This is a genomic window from Micromonospora zingiberis (assembly GCF_004331455.1).
GTDB lineage: Bacteria > Actinomycetota > Actinomycetes > Mycobacteriales > Micromonosporaceae > Micromonospora > Micromonospora zingiberis.
The window spans coordinates 69422-87106 of sequence record NZ_SJJR01000001.1 but is presented as its reverse complement, the minus strand read 5'-3'; the positions used below and the strand labels follow the sequence as shown (position 1 = coordinate 87106).

Here is a 17685-nt window from a genome sequence, read left to right as displayed (position 1 = left end):
GCGGCACGGCGCGTCGCGTCGACTCCGCCGGTCAGGCCGGCCTGCTCCGGGGACGTGGCGATCGGGACAGCCGCCGTCGGGCCCGCGCGGGACGGGTCAACTGGCTGCGCGCCGGTGGCGGCGCCCACGCCGTCGGACCCGACTCGGCGGCGCTGTGGTGCGAGGTCGGCGTCGGGTCGACCCGGCTCGTCGCCGGCCCCGGAGACACTGGTGCCTGCGTCACGGCGTACTCGGAGCGCTGGTCTGAGGAATCTCCACGGGCGGCCTTCGCCCCACCGGCGAGCCAACGCGCCGCAACCTGGTGAACAAACCGGACCCCGACGTGGTCGGTGAACTCCGGAGCGGCCTCGGCAAGGTCAGCGGGCCCGTCGGGCGCGTCCGGCTCGGCGGACGGCGGCGGACAGCATGGCGGCGTCTCGCCCGGCGGCGTCGGTGCCTCCGGCGGCAGCACCGGATTCGGTGCCGGGTCGGGCTCGGGCACGGCCGGACCGGGCGCGGGTGGCCGTGGCAGGGCGACGATCGGATCCAGGATGTCGAGCACCGGTTCGAGCGGGCCGAGGATCGGAGCGAGGTCCCGAAGGAGCGGGTCGAGCCCAGCCAGGATCGGGTCGAGCCCGGTCAGAACTGGGTCGAGCCCGGCCACGATGGAGTCGAGTCCGGTCACGATCGGGGCGAGCAGTGCCGGCAGCGCTCCGACCGGATCCGACCGGGTGCCCTTGCCGACGGCGGGCGGCGGGGTCGGCTCGACCGGCCGCGCGCCGTCGCGGCGCGATGGCGTCCCCGTCTCCTGCGCCGGCCGCTCATCCGGCGTCTGCGCCTCGGGCTCGCGCGGCGGCGTCTGCCCTGGCGGCTGCTGCGGCGGCAGTTGCGGCTGCTGCGGCGGCACGTGCGGCTCAGACCGGTGCGGCGGAGCCGCCGCCGGTGGCTGGGCCGGCGGATCAGGCTGGTGCGGCGGTGCCGGTGGCTGGTGCGGCGGCGGTGTCTGCGCCTCGGGCTCGCGTGGCGGCACCGGGGCTGGCGGATCGTGTGGCGGGTGTGTGGCCGCCGGTGGGCGGAGGGCGTCGCCGCTGCGGTCTCCGAGGGGTGCCACGCGGGCCAGCGGGACGACGATGTCACGGACCAGGTCGGCCAACTGGTCGATCGGTGTGTCCGACGTGGTCGCCTTCGGCGACTCGGCGGCGTGGGCGACGTCGACCGCCGCGATCTCGTGCGCCCCCCAGGCGCAGCCGGCCAGGACGGCCAGGAATCCGAGCCGCAGCAGGGTACGGCTCGGCCACCCTCGCCGTCGACGCGTCACCGAATTCTCCATGCCACGAGTCACCAGATGCGAACGCACCTTAACGTGCCGCAACGGTTCGACCGCAGAGCGTTCGGCGTGTCGGGGCGGGAAGCTCCCAGCTCAGTGCCCGCGGAACAGGACGGCCACGTCGTCGGCGAAGTGGTCCTGCACCGCCTCCCGTTTGATTTTGAGGGTGGGGGTGAGTTCCCCGTCGGCCTCGGTGAGGTCGCGGGGCAGGATCCGGAACGTCTTCACCTGCTCGGCGTGCGACACGGTCCGGTTGGCCTGGTCGACCGCGTCCTGGATCTCGGCCCGCAGCTGTGGGTCGTCGCGGAGCTTGGCCAGCGAGGCGCCGGGATGCCCGTGCTGGTTGCGCCACCGCTGCCAGGCCTGCGGATCGACGGTGACCAGCGCGGCGGCGTACGGGCGCCCGTCGGCGACGAGCATCACCTGACTGACCAGGGGATGTGCTCGGATGCGTTCCTCGATCGGCGCCGGTGCCAGGTTCTTGCCCGCCGCGGTGACCATGATCTCCTTCGTCCGGCCGGTGATCCGCAGGTAACCGTCGTCGTCGAGCCGACCAAGATCGCCGGTGCGGAACCAGCCGTCGTCGGTCAGCGCCTCGCGGGTGGCGTCCGGGTTGTTCCAGTAGCCGGGGAAGACCACCTGTCCACGAGCGAGGACCTCCCCGTTGTCGGCGATGCGGATCCGCACGCCGGGCAGGGGACGGCCGACCGTACCGATCCGCATCGCCGTGGGCAGGTTCGCCGTCAACGCCGGGGAGGTCTCGGTCAAGCCGTACCCCTCCAGCACCGTGATGCCCACGCCCCGGAAGAAATGGGCGAGCCGCTCCCCCAGCGGCGCCCCACCCACGATGGCCATCCGGCACCGGCCGCCGAGCGCGGCGCGCAGCCGGCGGTACACGGCCAGGTCGAACAGCAGGTGCGCCAGGCGCAGCAACGGGCCCGGTCCGCCCGGCCGGTCCAGGGCCTGGCTGTACCGCAGTGCCGTCCGCTCGCCGAGGGCGAACAGCACGCCCCGGTGGGTGTCCTCGGCGGTGCGCCGCGCCTGGTCGTGCATCTTCTCGAACATCCGCGGTACGGCCAGAATGAACGTGGGCCGGAACCGGCGCAGTTGGTCGAGCACCCCGGAGACGTCGGCGCTGTGCACCAGCGTGGCCCGGTTGCACACCATGCCGACCTGGATCAGCCGGGCGAAGGCGTGCGCCAGCGGCAGGAACAGCACCGTCGACGCCCCGGGATGCAGCAGCTGCGGCAGCACCACGGTCGCGTTGCCGATGTCGGCGGAGATGTTGCGATGGGTCAGCATGCAGCCTTTCGGCGGGCCGGTGGTGCCGCTGGTGTAGACGATGGTGGCCAGGTCGTCGCCGGTCACCGCGTAACGGCGGGTGTCGACCGCACCGGCGTCGACGGTCCGCCCCCGGGCGGCCAGCTCGATGAGGCTGCCGTTGTCGACGCGCCAGCTCTCCCGCAACGCGGGCAGTTCCGGCCGCAGTCCGTCGACCGTGGCGGCGTGGTCGGCCGTCTCCACCACGCAACCGACCGCGCCGGAGTCGGCGAGGATCCACCGGATCTGGTCGGTGCTGGAGGTGTCGTAGATCGGTACGGTGACCACGCCGATCGACCAGAGCGCGTAGTCGACGAGCGTCCACTCGTAGCGGGTGCGGCAGAGCAACCCGACCCGGTCGCCGTTGGCCAGCCCGGCGGCGAGGAAACCACGGGCCAACGCGAGCACGTCGTCGCGGAACTGTCGGCAGGTCACCGGCAGGGCGCCACCGCGGCCGGACCGCCGCACCGGCCAGGACCGGGGGTCCGGGTCCGGGCGGATGAACTGCACCGCGTCCGGATCTTCCGCCGCGTTGCGCCACACCTGCTCGGCCAGACTGCCGTCCTCGCCACGGACAACCGGCTCAACCGCTGTCTCCCGCACACCCGCCACCCACCATCGCGTCCCCGTCCCCACTTGACCCCAATAATCCCTCCCCAACTGCCCGCAAACCCCCGAAACCCCGCAACCTCGACCAAGCCGAGCGGCGGGGTTGGGCGGGGGTTCGGGGGGAAGGGTCAGGGGGTGGGGGTCAGGGCGGGGGCCTTGGTGGGAGGTTGGGTGGGGGCGCTCACGGTGGTGGTGGGGCTGCCGGGGGTGAGCGAGACGCGGACGTCGGAGTCGACCTCGATGCCCAGGGCGAGGAACTCGTTACGGGTGAGCGTCACCGTCACCGGCTGACCGCCGGTCGTGGCGACGTCCACCCGGATCTCGAAGCCGATCCGGGTCACCCGGGTGACCCGCGCGGCAGCGCCGGTGGTGCCGGTCAGGTCGGTGGAGAGTCGCAGGTCGTGCGGGCGCACCAGCTGGTCACCGAGCTGGGTGACAGGGCCGAGGAAGCGCATGACGAACTCGTTGGCCGGCTGGTCGTACAGGTCGTCGGGCGAGCCGATCTGCTCCACTCGACCCTCGTTGATCACCACGATCTCGTCGGCCACCTCCAGCGCCTCCTCCTGGTCGTGGGTGACGAAGACGGTGGTGACGTGCACCTCGTCGTGCAGCCGGCGCAGCCAGTCCCGCAACTCCTTGCGGACCTTGGCGTCCAGGGCGCCGAACGGCTCGTCCAGCAGCAGTACGGTCGGCTCGACGGCCAGCGCCCGGGCCAACGCCATCCGCTGGCGCTGCCCACCGGACAGCTGCGCGGGCAGCCGCTCGGCGAACTGTTCCAGGTGCACCAGCGCGAGCAGTTCGTCGACCCGGCTTCGGACCTCGTCCTTGGGGCGCTTGCGGATCTCCAGACCGAACGCGACGTTACGGCGTACGGTCAGGTGTTTGAAGGCGGCGTAGTGCTGGAACACGAAACCGACGTTGCGCTTCTGCGGTGGCAGGCGGGTGGCGTCCACCCCCTCGATCTCCACCTTCCCGGTGTCGGCGCGCTCCAGGCCCGCGATGATCCGCAGCAGCGTGGACTTGCCGCCGCCGGAGGGACCGAGCAGGGCCGTGAGCCGGCCGGACGGGATACTCACCGACACGTCGTCCAGCGCGACGAAGTCGCCGAAACGCTTGCCGACGTTGACAATTTCGATGCTCAACGGTCTTCCTTCGGCCTGAGGACGGACACGACGATGATGCAGGCGACGGCGACGAGGGCCAGCAGGAACGCGGTCGCGTACGAGCCGCCCTTATCGAAGTTCAGGTACTTCTCCTCGACGACGAGGGTGGCCGTACGGGTCTCGCCGAGCACGTTGCCGGAGACCACCTTGACCGCGCCGAACTCGCCGAGGGAGCGGGCCAGGCTGAGCACGACGCCGTAGATGACGCCCCACTTGATCGCCGGAAGGGTGATCCGGCGGAACGTCTGCACGGCGTTGGCGCCGAGGCTGCGGGCGGCCTGCTCCTGCTCGTCGCCGACCTCCTGAAGGACCGGTACGACCTCCCGGATGACCAGCGGCAACGCCACGAACACGGTGGCCAGCACCATGCCCGGCACCGCGAAGATGATCTGTAGGCCGGCCGATTCGAGCGTCGGACCGAACCAGCCCTCCCGACCGCCGTAGACCAGGACCAGGGCGAGGCCGACGACGATGGGCGAGACCGACAGCGGCATGTCGAGCAGGGCGTTGAGGGTCCGCTTGCCGGGGAAGTCGTAGCGGACCAGCAGGATCGAGATGCCGACGCCGAACACCGTGTTGATCACGACAGCGGCCACCGCGATCACCACGGACAGCCGCAGCGCGTGGGTCACGTCGGGATCGGTGAGGATGTCGTTCAGACTGGTCAGGCCGTCGGCGAAGGCGTTCCGGCCGACGAGGTACAGCGGCCACGCCACCAGGAAGAACAGGTACGCGGTGACCACGATCCGCAGCACGTACCGCCCGGGACGACGGCCGACCTGGGTGCGGGCGGCGATCAGATGTTCAGCCACGGCGCATCACCCTCCGCTGGATGACGTCGAGTACGACGATGACGGCCAACGAGATGGCCAGCAGCACCACCGCGACGGCCGCCGCGCTGTCGAGGTTGTCGTTCTCGATGCTGCTGAGGATGCGTACGGAGGCCACCTCGGTACGCATCGGCAGGTTGCCGGTGAGCAGGACCAGGGAGCCGTACTCGCCGACCGCGCGGGCGAACGACAACGCGGCGCCGGCCGCGATGGCCGGGGTGAGGCTCGGCAGGACGATCCGCCGGAAGGTGGTGTACCGGCTGGCCCCCAACGACGCGGCGGCCTCCTCCACCTCCGGGTCGAGTTCGGCCAGCACCGGCTGCACGGTCCGCACGATGAACGGCAGCGTGACGAAGAGGAAGGCGAGGAACACCGCGATCCGGGTGTTGGCGATGTTCACCCCGAGCGGGCTGCCCGGCCCGTACAGCGACAGCAGCACCAGGCCGGCGACGATCGTCGGCAACGCGAACGGTACGTCGATGAGGATCTCCAACGCCCGCTTGCCGAAGAAGTTGTCGCGCACCAGGACCCAGGCGATCAGGGTGCCCATCACGATGTTGACCAGGGTGACGAGCAGCGCGGTGCCCACGGTCAGCCGGATGGTGGCGGCGGTCTGCTCGTTGGTCACCGTCCGCCAGAAGCCGTCCCATCCGCCGCCGGCGGCCGTCACCGCGACGGCGGCCAGCGGGATCAGCACGAGCAGGCTGAACCACACCATCGCCACACCGAGGCCCAGCCCGGACACCCGGGTCAGCGGCAGGCCGCCCCGCACCGACCGGCGGTTGCCCGCCGGCCGGTCCGGAGCAAGGGTGGCCGAGGTCACTTCGCCTTCCCAGAGGCCCCGATGACCTTGGTGACGATGCCCTCGTTCTCATCGAAGAACTTCTTCGACAGCGCCGACCAGCTCTCGAAGTCCTGGTCGACGGTGAGCAGCTTCTGCGGCGCCGGGAACGGGTTGCTCGGGTCGAGCGCGCCCTCGATGCCGCTGGTGTCGACCCCGTCGATGATCGGACGGAAGCCGGTCAGGGCGAACTGCCGCTGCCCCTGCGGGCCGAGCACGAAGTCCAGCCACTGCTTCGCCTTCGGGTCGGCGTCCTTGAGGATCGCGCCCGGGTTCTGGATCAGGATGGTGGTGGCGGGCAGGACCCAGTCGAGTTCCTCGCCGTTCTGCCGGGCCAGGATGGTCTCGTTCTCGTAGGCGAGCAGCACGTCGCCGGTGCCACCGAGGAAGGTGGTGGTGGCGTCCCGGCCGCTGTTGGGCAGCGACACCACGTTGGCGAAGAGCTTGGTGAGGTACTCCTCGGCCTGGGCGTCGGTGCCGCCGTTGGCGGAGATGTGTCCCCAGGCGGCGAGGGCGTTCCAGCGGGCGGCACCCGAGGAGGCGGGGTTGGGGGTGACGATGCCGATGCCGGGCTTGATCAGGTCGTCCCAACCCTGGATGTTCTTGGGGTTGCCCTTGCGTACCGCCAGGACCACCACCGAGGACGACACGATCCCCTTGTTCGAGCCGTCGTCCCAGCCCTCGTCGACCAGGCCGGCGTCGACCAGGCGGGTCACGTCGCTGCTCACGGAGAAGTGCACGTAGTCGGCCTTCAGGCCGGAGACCACCGCGCGGCTCTGGTCGCCGGAGGCGCCGTACGAGGTCTTGAAGCGCACCCCCTTGCCCGCCTCGGTCTTGGTCCACTCCGCGGCGATGGCCTTGTTCGCCGCCTCGGGCACCGCGAAACCGACGATGTTCAACGTGCTGGAGTCGCTCGCGGCGGTGCCGCCGCCGCAGCCAGACAGGGCCAGGCCGGTGACCATGGCGAGAGCGATGGCCGTTCTGATCCGGTGCCTCATCGCAGTCGTGTCCTCCATCCAGTGCGCGCCCGCACTATATAAATCCGACCGATTAGATAGGGAATTTGCCCGATTTGAGTTGCCAGCGAAGAAACAGGGGGTGGGTCGCGGTCGCGGACCGGGCTCCGATGCCCGGCAGGCCGCACCTCGACGGCGACGATCCGCCGTCACGCTCGGCCCGTGCCGGCGCGGCAGCGTCGATCAGTCGCCCCGACCGCGCACCGAATATCCCACTAACTCGACAGGTTTTCAAGCCTTAATGCGCGCGGTCCCACGCGATGGCCCGATCGGTTGTCGACGGCACACCGTCAGGCCACGCGCGGCGGACGACCGGCGGCGCCGCGACCGGCCGGGCCACCCGGCGCGAGCAGGTCGGCCAGGCTGGCCTGGTCGACCACCCCCTCGATCGCCCGGTGCACCGACAGCCACACCTCCCCCAGCCCGGCGGCCACGCCGTGGTACGTCGCCACCTCGGCCGGCGCCCCACGGACCGTGGTCAGCGCCCCGCCGGTGGCCCGCAGCACGTCCCCCACGGTGATCTGCTCGGGTGCCCGGGTCAGCGCGTACCCCCCGTCGGCACCACGCAGGCTGTGCAGCAGGCCGGCACGCCGCAGGTCCAGCAGGATGCCCTGAAGGAAGGAGTACGGGATGTCCTGGCTCGCCGCCAGCGCCGCCGCCTTCACCACCTCCGGATGACGTTGCGCCACCGCCAGCATGGCCCGCACCGCGTAGTCAGATCGCGCGGAGACGTACACGAGCACACCCCGATGCTCCACATACTCCATCAAACATATAGGGATAATGGGCAAACTCGGATCGTACGTCAAGACATGCCGGCGAATCGGCGGCGGCCCGGGCCCGGCGCTGACGCCGTCAGGACGCCCGCATCGCCCGCACCGCATCCCCGGCGAACAGGCACGCCGCCCGGTGTCCGGCGGCCACCTCGGCGAGGACCGGATCGGTGGCGGCACACTCGGGCCGGGCCTGGGGGCAGCGGGTCCGGAACCGGCAACCCGTCGGCGGATCCACCGGGCTCGGTATGTCACCACTGAGGATGATCCGGCGGCGCTGCCGCTCCACCTGCGGATCCGCCACCGGAATCGCCGACAACAGCGCCGCCGTGTACGGATGCGCGGGCTGCCGCCAGACCTGCGCCGGCGTGCCACTCTCGACGATCCGGCCCAGATACATCACCGCCATCCGGTCACTCATGTGCTCGACGGCGGCGAGATCGTGGGCGATGAACACATAGGTCAACCGCAGGTCCCGTTGCAGACCCCGGAGCAGGTTCATGATCTGCGCCTGCACACTGAGGTCGAGCGAGGCGATCGGCTCGTCGAGGACGATCAGATCCGGCTCGCCGGCCAGCGCACGAGCGATACCCACCCGCTGCCGCTGGCCGCCGGACAACTCGTGCGGATGCCGGTCGGCGAGATCACGACGCAGACCGACCATGTCGAGCAACTCCTCGACGCGTCGACGGCGCGCGGCCGTACCGCCGGTGAGCCGGTGCACGATCAACGGCTCGGCGATGCTGGACCCGACGGTGAGACGCGGATCCAGCGACGCCTGCGGATCCTGGAACACCATGGCGACCCGGCGACGCAGGGCACGCAGCCGACGCCGCGACCAGCCGGTCACCTCCTGCCCGGCCACCCGAACCGTGCCGGAGGTGGGATCGACCAGTCGGAGCAGCGCCAGACCGGTGGTGGACTTGCCGCTGCCCGACTCCCCCACCAGCCCCAACGTCTCCCCCCGCCGCACCCGCAACGACACACCGTCCACCGCCCGGACCACCCCGGCCGGCGTCGGAAACCACACGCACAACTCGTCAAGCTCGGCCACCACCTCGCCGGCGGGCGGGGAGTCACCTGGCTGACGGTCCGGTCGCTCATGCTCACTCATGCCGGCCCTCCGCGCCGAGCCGGGGATTCGCTCGCTGCCGTTCACTCATGCCCGGCCCTCCCGTCGGCGTGCTGGGGGTAGAAGGTGCGGACGTGGTGGCGGGTGGAGACCGGGCGCAACGGTGGCAGTTCGTGCTCACACCGGGCATCGCCCCGGACCGGGCAGCGGGGCCAGAAGGCGCAGCCGGCGGGCAGCGCCAACGGGCTCGGCGGCGCCCCCGCGATCGTGACCAGGTCGCCACCGCCGGCCGCCGGATCTGGTCGGGCGGCGAGCAGTGCCGTCGTGTACGGGTGCGCCGGCTGGCCGAACACCGCGTCGACCGGCCCCTGTTCGAGGATTCGTCCCGCGTACATCACCGCCACCGTGTCCGCGATGCCGGCGACCACGCCCAGATCGTGGGTGATCCAGACGACCGCGGTGCCGAGTCGGCGTTGCAGGTCGGCGACCAACTCCACGATCTGCGCCTGGGTGGTGACGTCGAGCGCGGTCGTCGGCTCGTCGGCGATCAGCAGATCGGGTTCACAGGCCAACGCCATGGCGATCACCACCCGCTGGCGCATGCCGCCGGAGAACTGGTGCGGGTAGGCGTCCACCCGTTGCGCCGCCGACGGGATGCCGACGAGGTCGAGCAGTTCGACGGCGCGGGCCCGGGCGGCACGCCGGGTCAGCCCGAGGTGCTCCTCACCCGCCTCGGCGACCTGCCGGCCCACGGTCAACACGGGATTGAGCGAGGTCATCGGGTCCTGGAAGACGAAACCGACGTGCCGGCCGCGCATCCGCCGCCGCCGATCCGGCGACGACGCGGTGAAATCGGTGCCCAGCAGTCGTACCTGACCGGTCACCCGGGCGGCGCGGGGTGCCAGGCCGGTGGCGGCGAGCACGCTCATGCTCTTGCCGCTGCCCGACTCGCCGACCAGGGCGAGGGTCTCCCCCGCCCGGACCGACCAGTCGACCCCGGCCACCGCCCGAGCCGGGCCCCGCCGGGTGCCGATGGTGACGGTGAGGTCCGTTACGGCCAGTACGGCAGCATCGCTCATCCGGTGCTCCTCCTGGCCTCGTTGACGGTGAGTTGGCGGGGGTCGAGCACGTCCCGCAGCGCGTCGCCGACCAGGTTGAACGCCAGGACGGTGAGGAAGATCGCGGCGCCGGGGAACACACCCAGCCACCACGCGTCGGTGACGAAGCCACGACCGTCGAACAGCATCCGCCCCCAGGCCGGCGCCGGTGGCTGCACGCCGAGCCCGAGGAAGGACAGGGCCGCCTCGGACAGGATGGCGAAGGCCAGCGACAGCGAGGTCTGCACGATCAGCGGCGCCGCGATGTTCGGCAACACGTGCCGGCGCATGATCCGCAGGTCGGAGGCGCCGATGGAGACCGCCGCCCGGACGAAGACCTGCTCGCGTACCGAGAGCACGCCGGCTCGGGTGACCCGGGCGAAGATCGGCGTGTAGACCACCCCGATCGCGATCATCGCGGTGAGCAGGCCCGGCCCGAGCACCGCCACGATCGCCACCGCGAGCAGCAGCACCGGGAACGCGAACAACACGTCCATGCAGCGCATGAGCACGTTGTCGAGCCAGCCCCGGTAGTAGCCGGCGAACAGTCCGAGGGTCACGCCGACGACCAGGGCGATGCCGACGCTGACCAGGCCGACCTGGAGGGAGACCCGGGCCGCGACCATGACCCGGCTGAGCACGTCGCGGCCGAGTTCGTCGGTCCCGAAGGGATGCGCCCCGCTGGGTGGCTGGAGCATCCGGTCGACGTCCACGTCGTTTACGCCGTACGGCGCCAGCCACGACCCGGCCACACCCACCACGACCAGCAGCACCAGGACCGCACTGCCGGTCAGGGCCAGCGGGTCGTGGCGCAGCGCCGACAGGGCACGCCGCAGCGACCCCTCGCTCCTGCCGACGGTCTGCTCGCTCATCTGACCGTGATCCGTGGGTCGAGGCGGGCGTAGAGGATGTCCACCAGGAGGTTGACCAGCAGGAACAGGGCGGCGACCAGCAGCACCGCGCCCTGCAGCACCGGGTAGTCACGGGCCTGGACCGCGTCGTAGGTAAGCCGGCCGATGCCGGGCCAGGCGAACAGCACCTCGATCACGATCACCCCGCCGAGCAGGCTGGCCACCTGCACCGCGACCACGGTGACGACCGGGATCAGCGCGTTGCGCAGCACGTGCCGCAGCACCACCACGCGGGTACGCAGCCCCTTGGCCTCGGCGGTGCGGACGTAGTCCTCCGACAGCACCTCCAACATCGACGAGCGGATGAACCGGGTCAGGATCGAGGCGGTGACCAGGCCCACGGTCGCCGCCGGCAGGGCGACGTGGGACGCCCATCGGGCCGGGTCCTCGGTGAGCGCCACGTAACCCGACGGCGGCAGCCAGCCGAGCACCCCGGCGAAGAGCAGGATACCCATGATGCCCATCCAGAAGTCGGGCACCGAGACACCGAACTGGCTGAACACCCGCGCCGCGTGGTCGACGAACGACCCGCTGCGCATGGCCGAGAGGATGCCCAACGGCAGGGCGATCAGCAGCGCGAACAACACCGCGGTGAGCGCCAGCGACAGCGTCGCGGGCAGCCGCTCCAACACGATGGAGGTGACCGGCCGTCCGCTGCGGAAGCTCACCCCGAGGTCGCCGGTCAGCGCCCGCCGCAGATAGTCGAAGTACTGCACCACCAGCGGCTGGTCCAGCCCGGCACGGGCGCGCAGCGCCTCGTAGGTCTGCGGGTCGAACCGGGTGCCGAGGGCGACCCGGACCGGATCACCCGGGACCAGTTGGAGCAGCAGGAACACCACGAGGGTCACGCCGAGCAACACGATGCCGGACTGGAGCAGCCGACGAATGACGAAGCGGGCCACCTGCGGTCCCCTGCCGACTCACCGGGCCAGCGCCACGTCGCGGAAGCGGATCGCCCGGTCGGGGCGTACCTGGTAGCCGGTGACCTGCTTCGACCAGCCCTGTGCCACGTCCGGGTTGTAGAGGTAGATGTAACTGGCGTCGTCGACGATCTGCTTGGCCACCTGCTCGTACTGCTGCTTGCGCGCCGCCTGGTCGGTCTCGGTGCGGGCCCGGTCGAGCAGTTGGTCGACGGTGGGGTTGTGGTACTTGTGGAAGTTGAACGTCCCGCCGCTGTGGTGCTGGGCGTAGTAGAACTCGTCCGGGTCGATGTTGCCCAGCCAGCCGAGCATGAACGAGTCGAAGTTGCCGTTGCCCTGCTCGTCGAGCCACTGCGCGAAGTCCAACGTACGGATGTTGACGTTGACGCCGATGCCCGCGAGCTGCGACGCGATGACCTGCGCGGCGGTGACCGTCTCCGGATATTCACTCGTCACCATCAGGTCCATGGTGAGGTCGCTGACCCCGGCCTGGTCGAGCAGTTGCCGAGCCTGGTTCACATCGTGCCGGTACGGGGCGTACTCGTAGTAGAAGGCGCTGTTCTGCGGGATGGCGGTCTGGTTGACGGTGGCCAGCCCGAACTTGGCGGCCTTGGTGATCGCCTCCCGGTCCAACGCGAACGCGATTGCCCGGCGTACGTTGACGTCGTCGTACGGCTTGCGGGCCTGGTTGAGGGCCACGTACCAGTAGTCGGTCGACGGGAGCGACTCGACCGTGGGATCGTCGCCGTCGCGCAGGGCGGCGACCTGCTGGGGTGGCAGGTTGTCGGTCCACTGCACCTCGCCACCGCGCAGGTTCTGCAACGCCACGGTGGGGTCGCTGACGAAGCTGAACCGCACCCCGTCGAGCTTGGGCCGTTCACCCCAGTAGTTGTCGTTGCGCACCAGTTGGATGTTGTCGCCGGAGGTGTAGCTGCCCAGCGCGAAGGGGCCGCTGCCGATCGGCTTGGTGGTGATCTCGCCCGATTCGACGTTGGCCTTCTGCACGATCGCCACGCCCTTGAAGCCGCCGAGGTTGGCCAGCAGGTTCGGGGTGGGTGCGTTGAGGGTGATGACCACGGTGGTCGGGTCGGCCGCGGCAACCGACTTGACGGTGCCGAACTTGTACGCCGTGTTCAGCTTCTCGTCGATGATCCGTTGGTAGGAGTAGACGACGTCCTCGGCGGTCAGCGCCGACCCGTCGGAGAACTTGACCCCCTCGCGGAGGGTGAACGTCCAGGTCAGTTGGTCGTCGCTGGTGGTCCAGCCGGTGGCCAGCGACGGCTGCGGCGCCAGGTTCGCGTCCGGCTCGACGAGGGTGTCGAAGACGTTCTCCAGCACCTGGAAGCTGTGGTAGGCCGAGGTCTTGTGCGGGTCGAGCTGATCGGGCTCGCCGCCGATGGCGGCGTTGAGGACACCGCCCGCGCTCGCCCCGTCGGCCCCGTCGACGTCCACGCCCTCGCCGGTGGTGCATCCGGCGACGGCGACGAGCATCAGGGCGCAGGTGGCGCCGGCCAACCGGAATCTGGTGCTGGACAATGGTCCTCCCCTGGATTCTTCGGCTCCTCGCCCCACGCTAGCCGTAAACCGCCCAGCCGGCAGGGCACGGTGCTGTCCGTCGGCGCTACAGACAGCACCAGCAGTAGAGGCTTTCGCCCGCGTCGCGGGCCCGTCGGGCGAGGGCGGCGACCGCCTCGACCACCGGTTGCATCTGGTCGGCGGGCAGCGGACCGTCCCAGGCGAGTTCCTCCGTCCGCCCCCAACCGGCCGACAGCTCGGGCAGTTGGGCAGGGGTGATCGAGGCCAGCGTGTCCCTTGTGGTGTCATCGAGGGAGGTCAACCAGGGGCCCTCCTCGCCGGCGTTCCAGAGCAGCCGCTCGCCGACCAGGTCGTCCTGCCAGGGCACGCCACGCGCGAGCGCCACCAGTTGACCCAACGTCACGGCCGGGTCGATGCCCTTGAGGTCGATCGCGTCGATCCCGGGGCGTCCGTCGACGGTGACGACCGGGCCACCATCGAGATCCGCCATCAGTTGCACCGCCGTGGCGTCGTCCACGGCCCGGAAGTAGTCGTACAGCACACCCATGCCCGACATCCCAACAAAGGGGTACGACATCGCCCGCCCACCGCCAGCCGGCCGGCGTTCCGATCGTCTGGGCCGACGGCGGCTACGACTGCGCGCCAGCGCAGTTGTTGCTGGTCAACCGCATGGTGTACTCGGCATCGTCGTGGGTGATGCCGGACGGCTGCCCGTCGAACCAGGTCTCCACCTTCCGCCAGCCCACCCGCTGCTCGTAGTGCAGGTGCGGGGCGCCGGAGTTGCCGGTGCTGCCGATCCGGCCGATCTGCTCGCCCTGGACGACCTGGTCGCCGACGGCGACCATCGGCGGTTCGAGCAGGTGCAGGTACTGCGTCTCCCACCGCCCGCCGTGGTCGATCTTCACCCAGTAGCCGCCACCCCGACCCCGGGGCCCCTCGGGGTTGTCCGGCGTACGACCACCCAACGACCCGTTGATCCCGGCCACCGTGACCGTGCCCGCGTACGAGGCGAGCACCGGCTGCCCCCACTGGTCGCCCTTCAGTGGGAAGAAGTCCACGTCGTAGTCGCCGTGACCGGGGTAGGTGCCCACCTGCCAGGTTTCGCCGCATCCGACGGGCATCTGGAACAGCGGTCGTGGCCCGGGCGGCAACAACTGCGGCACCACCACGTAGGCGACGGCGGCGAGCACCCCCACCACGCCGATGGCGAGCAGCAGACGGGGTAGCCGGCGGCGGTTGCGCCGGTGGGATCGGGGGTGGCCGGTCGTCACGCCCCGAAGCATGTCAGATGTCGACGACGCCGACGCTCGGACGGTCAGTGGGCGCGGCCGACCGTCGGTCCCGCCTTGCTGACCGATCGGCGTACCACCCGCCCGGGTCACCTGGCCGACCCGCTCTCCGTACTCGGCGCCGCCGGGAATAGCCGCGGATCTTGGTACGGAACGGCCTCCGTGGGGGCCATTTCGTACCAAGATCCGGGAGACAGCGGCCGTCAGGTGATGAGGAGTTTGCGGCCGATGCCGGCGCGGAACTGGGTCATCGCGTCGGCGTACTTGTCGAGGGGGAATCTGTCGCTGATGAAGACTGCCGGGTCCAGGACGCCGGCGGCGAAGAGCTCGGCGGCGCGCTCGAAGCTGTGCAGGACGGCCATCGAGCCGGTGACCGTGATCTCCTTGTTGTAGATGCGGTACGGCTCGACCGGGACGCGGGTGGCGTACTCGGAGACGCCGAACTGGAGGAACGTGCCGGCGGCAGCGACCCGGGTCAGGCCGTCGGAGATGGCGGCCTGCACGCCGGTGCAGTCGATCACGACGTCCCAGCCGCGTGGGCGGTCCAACTCGTCGGCGTTGGCGGCGCTCGCCGAGCAGCCCAGTCGTACTGCGGTGGCGAGACGGTCGGGGTTCGGGTCGACCACGCTGACGGTTGCCGCGCCGCAGCGTTTGGCGAGTTCCAGCATCATCAGGCCCATGGTGCCGGCGCCGTAGATCAGGTAGTGGTCGGCCAGCCGGCGGGGCAGCACGTCGAAGCCGCGTACCGCGCAGGAGAGCGGTTCGATCAGCGCGGCGTCGGCCGGCGCGACGCCCTCGGGCAGCACCACGCAGTTGCGGACCGGGGCGAGCGCGTACTCGGCCGCCCCACCGGCAACGGTGACGCCGATGGCGTTCCACCGTTCGCAGAGGTTGCCTCGGGCCCGGCGGCACTGGTAGCACTCGCCGCAGTGCAGCGACGGGTCGACGGCGACCGGATCGCCGACGCGCAGCTCGGTGACGTCCCGCCCGAGCGCGACCACCGTGCCGGCGAACTCGTGCCCCGGCACGATCGGGTACGCGGGGGCGAACTCGCCGTCCATGATGTGCAGGTCGGTGCCGCAGATGCCGCAGCCGGCCACCTCGACGACCACGTCCCGGGGGCCGGGCGTCGGGTCGGGCGTCGACTCGACGCTGACCTGGCCTGGCGTGACGATGACTGCTGCCTTCACTTGACCGCCCCCATGGAGAGTCCTCGGACGAGTTGTTTCTGGGCGATCCAGCCGGCCAGTACGACCGGCAACGACACGATCGTCGCCGCCGCGCAGAGCCGGGCCAGGAACAGCCCTTCGGAGGTGATGAAACCGACCAGGAAGATCGGTGAGGTGCCGGCCCGGGTGGCGGTCAGGTTGACCGCCAGGAAGAACTCGTTCCAGCTGAAGATGAAGCAGATGAGTGCGGTCGCGGCCAGGCCGGGTGCGACGATCGGCAGCAGGATCCGCCGGATGGTGACCGGCAGGCTGGCGCCGTCCATCGCCGCCGCCTCGATCAGCGCGGTCGGCACCTCCAGCAGGAACGACCGCATCATCCAGACCGCGATCGGCAGGTTCATCGCCGTGTAGAGCACGATCAGGGTCCAGACGTTGTCCAGCATGCCGAGGTTCTGCACCAGCAGGTAGACCGGCAGCAGGGCGGCGACCACCGGCAGCATCTTGGTGCTGATGAAGAAGAACAGCACGTCGCGCCAGCGGGCCACCGGCCGGATGGACAGCGCGTACGCCGCCGGGGTGGCCAGCACGAGGACCAGCAGGGTGGAGATCACGCTGGCCATCAGCGAGTTGAGCAGGTACGGCATCAGGTCCCGGTCGAAGACCTGCCGGTAGCCGTCCAGGACCGGGGTGAAGAACCAGGACGGCGGGTTGCTGGCGGCGTCGACCTCCCGCTTGAAGCCGGTCAGCACCATCCACAGCACCGGCAGGAAGAACAGCAGGCCGGCGAGCCAGGCCAGCACGGTCCAGACGGCCCCGGTCAGGCCCGCGCCACGGCGGGCCGGATTGGCGGTACGGGTCATCGCGCGTCCTCCATCCGGAACAGGCTGGAGATCACCCGCAGCGCGAAGGTGGCGACCAGGATGGTGCCGATCACCACCACGACGCCGGCGGCGGCTGCCTCGCCGTACTCGAACTTGCGGAAGGTGGTCAGGTAGATCTCGTACGGCAGGTTGGTGGTGGCCCGGCCGGGGCCGCCCTGGGTGATGGTGAAGACCGCGTCGAAGGTCTGCACCAGGTAGATCGAGCCGAGCAGGGCGCCCAGTTCGAGGTAGGGACGCAGGTAGGGCAGGGTGATCCGGGTGAAGGTCTGCCACGGCCCGGCGCCGTCGACCCGGGCGGCTTCCAGGGTTTCCAGGGACTGGCCCTGCAACCCGGCCAGGATGATCAGCATCATGAACGGGGTCCACTGCCAGACCAGGGCGGCGACCACGGAGACCATCGGGTACTGCGACACCCAGTCGGTGTTGCCGCCGAAGATGCCGTTGATCAGGCCGTACGACGGGTTGTAGATGGCGTGCTTCCAGAGCAGCGCCACCGCCATCGGCATCACCAGGAACGGGGTGATCAGCAGTGTGCGCACGATGCCTCGGCCGGGGAACTTGCGGTCGAGCAGGAGCGCCAGGCCGAGGCCGAGCAGCACCGAGACGAGCACCGAGGAGGCGGTGAGCACCACCGTGTTGACCAGCGCGGCGCGGAGCCGGTCGTCGCTGAGCACGGTGGCGTAGTTGGCCAGGCCGGTGAACTCCCGGCTACCCGGCCGCAGCGCGTTCCAACTCTGCGTGGACAGGTAGACGGTGAACAGGAACGGCACCTGGGTCACCACGATGGCGAAGACCAGCGCGGGCAGCAGCGGCGCGCGGCGGGACCAGCGCTGTTTGCGGTCGGGGCGGGTGGGGCGGGCGGCGGGGCGCGGTGTCGCGTCCGCACCGGTGGTGATGGTCGTACTCATCGATCCACCTCGGGGCAGGGCCGGGGCCGGACGGGCCGGCCCCG

At 70.6% G+C, this 17685-nt stretch carries 17 protein-coding genes; all 17 read right to left on the bottom strand.

Annotated elements, in window-relative coordinates; translation table 11 throughout:
* Positions 1–31 precede the first annotated feature (31 nt).
* Positions 32–1297 carry a hypothetical protein gene (locus E0H26_RS00355; protein WP_131299305.1) on the bottom strand — a complete coding sequence of 422 codons (1266 nt, stop codon included), beginning with the start codon at positions 1295–1297 and terminating at the stop codon, positions 32–34.
* Positions 1298–1399: 102 nt separating this feature from the next.
* Positions 1400–3229, bottom strand: coding sequence for an AMP-dependent synthetase/ligase (locus E0H26_RS00350; RefSeq protein ID WP_165521723.1), 1830 nt, complete (start codon positions 3227–3229; stop codon positions 1400–1402).
* Positions 3230–3363: 134 nt separating this feature from the next.
* Complete coding sequence (locus tag E0H26_RS00345; RefSeq protein WP_131299299.1) at positions 3364–4377, bottom strand: sulfate/molybdate ABC transporter ATP-binding protein; 1014 nt, start codon at positions 4375–4377, stop codon at positions 3364–3366.
* Positions 4374–5210 (bottom strand): sulfate ABC transporter permease, encoded by an 837-nt coding sequence (locus E0H26_RS00340; protein ID WP_131299297.1) that lies wholly within the window; start codon positions 5208–5210, stop codon positions 4374–4376. The genes E0H26_RS00345 and E0H26_RS00340 overlap by 4 nt, the downstream gene beginning before the upstream one ends.
* Complete coding sequence (gene cysT, locus E0H26_RS00335) at positions 5203–6051, bottom strand: sulfate ABC transporter permease subunit CysT (RefSeq protein ID WP_131299294.1); 849 nt, start codon at positions 6049–6051, stop codon at positions 5203–5205. The genes E0H26_RS00340 and cysT overlap by 8 nt, the downstream gene beginning before the upstream one ends.
* Complete coding sequence (locus E0H26_RS00330; RefSeq protein WP_131299291.1) at positions 6048–7067, bottom strand: sulfate ABC transporter substrate-binding protein; 1020 nt, start codon at positions 7065–7067, stop codon at positions 6048–6050. Before E0H26_RS00330 ends, cysT begins: the two co-directional genes overlap by 4 nt.
* Before the next feature lie 308 nt (positions 7068–7375).
* A complete protein-coding gene (locus E0H26_RS00325) occupies positions 7376–7822 on the bottom strand; it encodes an RrF2 family transcriptional regulator (protein ID WP_131300441.1) in 447 nt (148 codons plus the stop codon).
* Positions 7823–7940: 118 nt separating this feature from the next.
* Complete coding sequence (locus E0H26_RS00320) at positions 7941–8972, bottom strand: ABC transporter ATP-binding protein (protein ID WP_131299288.1); 1032 nt, start codon at positions 8970–8972, stop codon at positions 7941–7943.
* 41 nt (positions 8973–9013) lie between these two features.
* A complete protein-coding gene (locus E0H26_RS00315; protein ID WP_131299285.1) occupies positions 9014–10009 on the bottom strand; it encodes an ABC transporter ATP-binding protein in 996 nt (331 codons plus the stop codon).
* A complete protein-coding gene (locus E0H26_RS00310; RefSeq protein ID WP_131299283.1) occupies positions 10006–10899 on the bottom strand; it encodes an ABC transporter permease in 894 nt (297 codons plus the stop codon). Before E0H26_RS00310 ends, E0H26_RS00315 begins: the two co-directional genes overlap by 4 nt.
* The gene (locus E0H26_RS00305) at positions 10896–11840 is read right to left on the bottom strand and encodes an ABC transporter permease (RefSeq protein ID WP_131299280.1); all 945 of its coding nucleotides are present in this window, start codon (positions 11838–11840) and stop codon (positions 10896–10898) included. Before E0H26_RS00305 ends, E0H26_RS00310 begins: the two co-directional genes overlap by 4 nt.
* 18 nt (positions 11841–11858) lie before the next feature.
* Positions 11859–13394 (bottom strand): ABC transporter substrate-binding protein, encoded by a 1536-nt coding sequence (locus tag E0H26_RS00300; protein ID WP_131299278.1) that lies wholly within the window; start codon positions 13392–13394, stop codon positions 11859–11861.
* Positions 13395–13479: 85 nt separating this feature from the next.
* Complete coding sequence (locus tag E0H26_RS00295; protein WP_131299275.1) at positions 13480–13941, bottom strand: hypothetical protein; 462 nt, start codon at positions 13939–13941, stop codon at positions 13480–13482.
* Positions 13942–14023: 82 nt separating this feature from the next.
* Positions 14024–14665 (bottom strand): M23 family metallopeptidase, encoded by a 642-nt coding sequence (locus E0H26_RS00290; RefSeq protein WP_240741943.1) that lies wholly within the window; start codon positions 14663–14665, stop codon positions 14024–14026.
* 221 nt (positions 14666–14886) lie between these two features.
* Positions 14887–15873, bottom strand: coding sequence for a zinc-dependent alcohol dehydrogenase family protein (locus E0H26_RS00285; protein ID WP_131299270.1), 987 nt, complete (start codon positions 15871–15873; stop codon positions 14887–14889).
* A complete protein-coding gene (locus tag E0H26_RS00280; RefSeq protein WP_131299268.1) occupies positions 15870–16712 on the bottom strand; it encodes a carbohydrate ABC transporter permease in 843 nt (280 codons plus the stop codon). The genes E0H26_RS00285 and E0H26_RS00280 overlap by 4 nt, the downstream gene beginning before the upstream one ends.
* Positions 16709–17641: a carbohydrate ABC transporter permease gene (locus tag E0H26_RS00275; protein ID WP_131299265.1), complete on the bottom strand. Its 933-nt coding sequence runs from the start codon at positions 17639–17641 to the stop codon at positions 16709–16711. The genes E0H26_RS00280 and E0H26_RS00275 overlap by 4 nt, the downstream gene beginning before the upstream one ends.
* Positions 17642–17685: the final 44 nt, after the last annotated feature.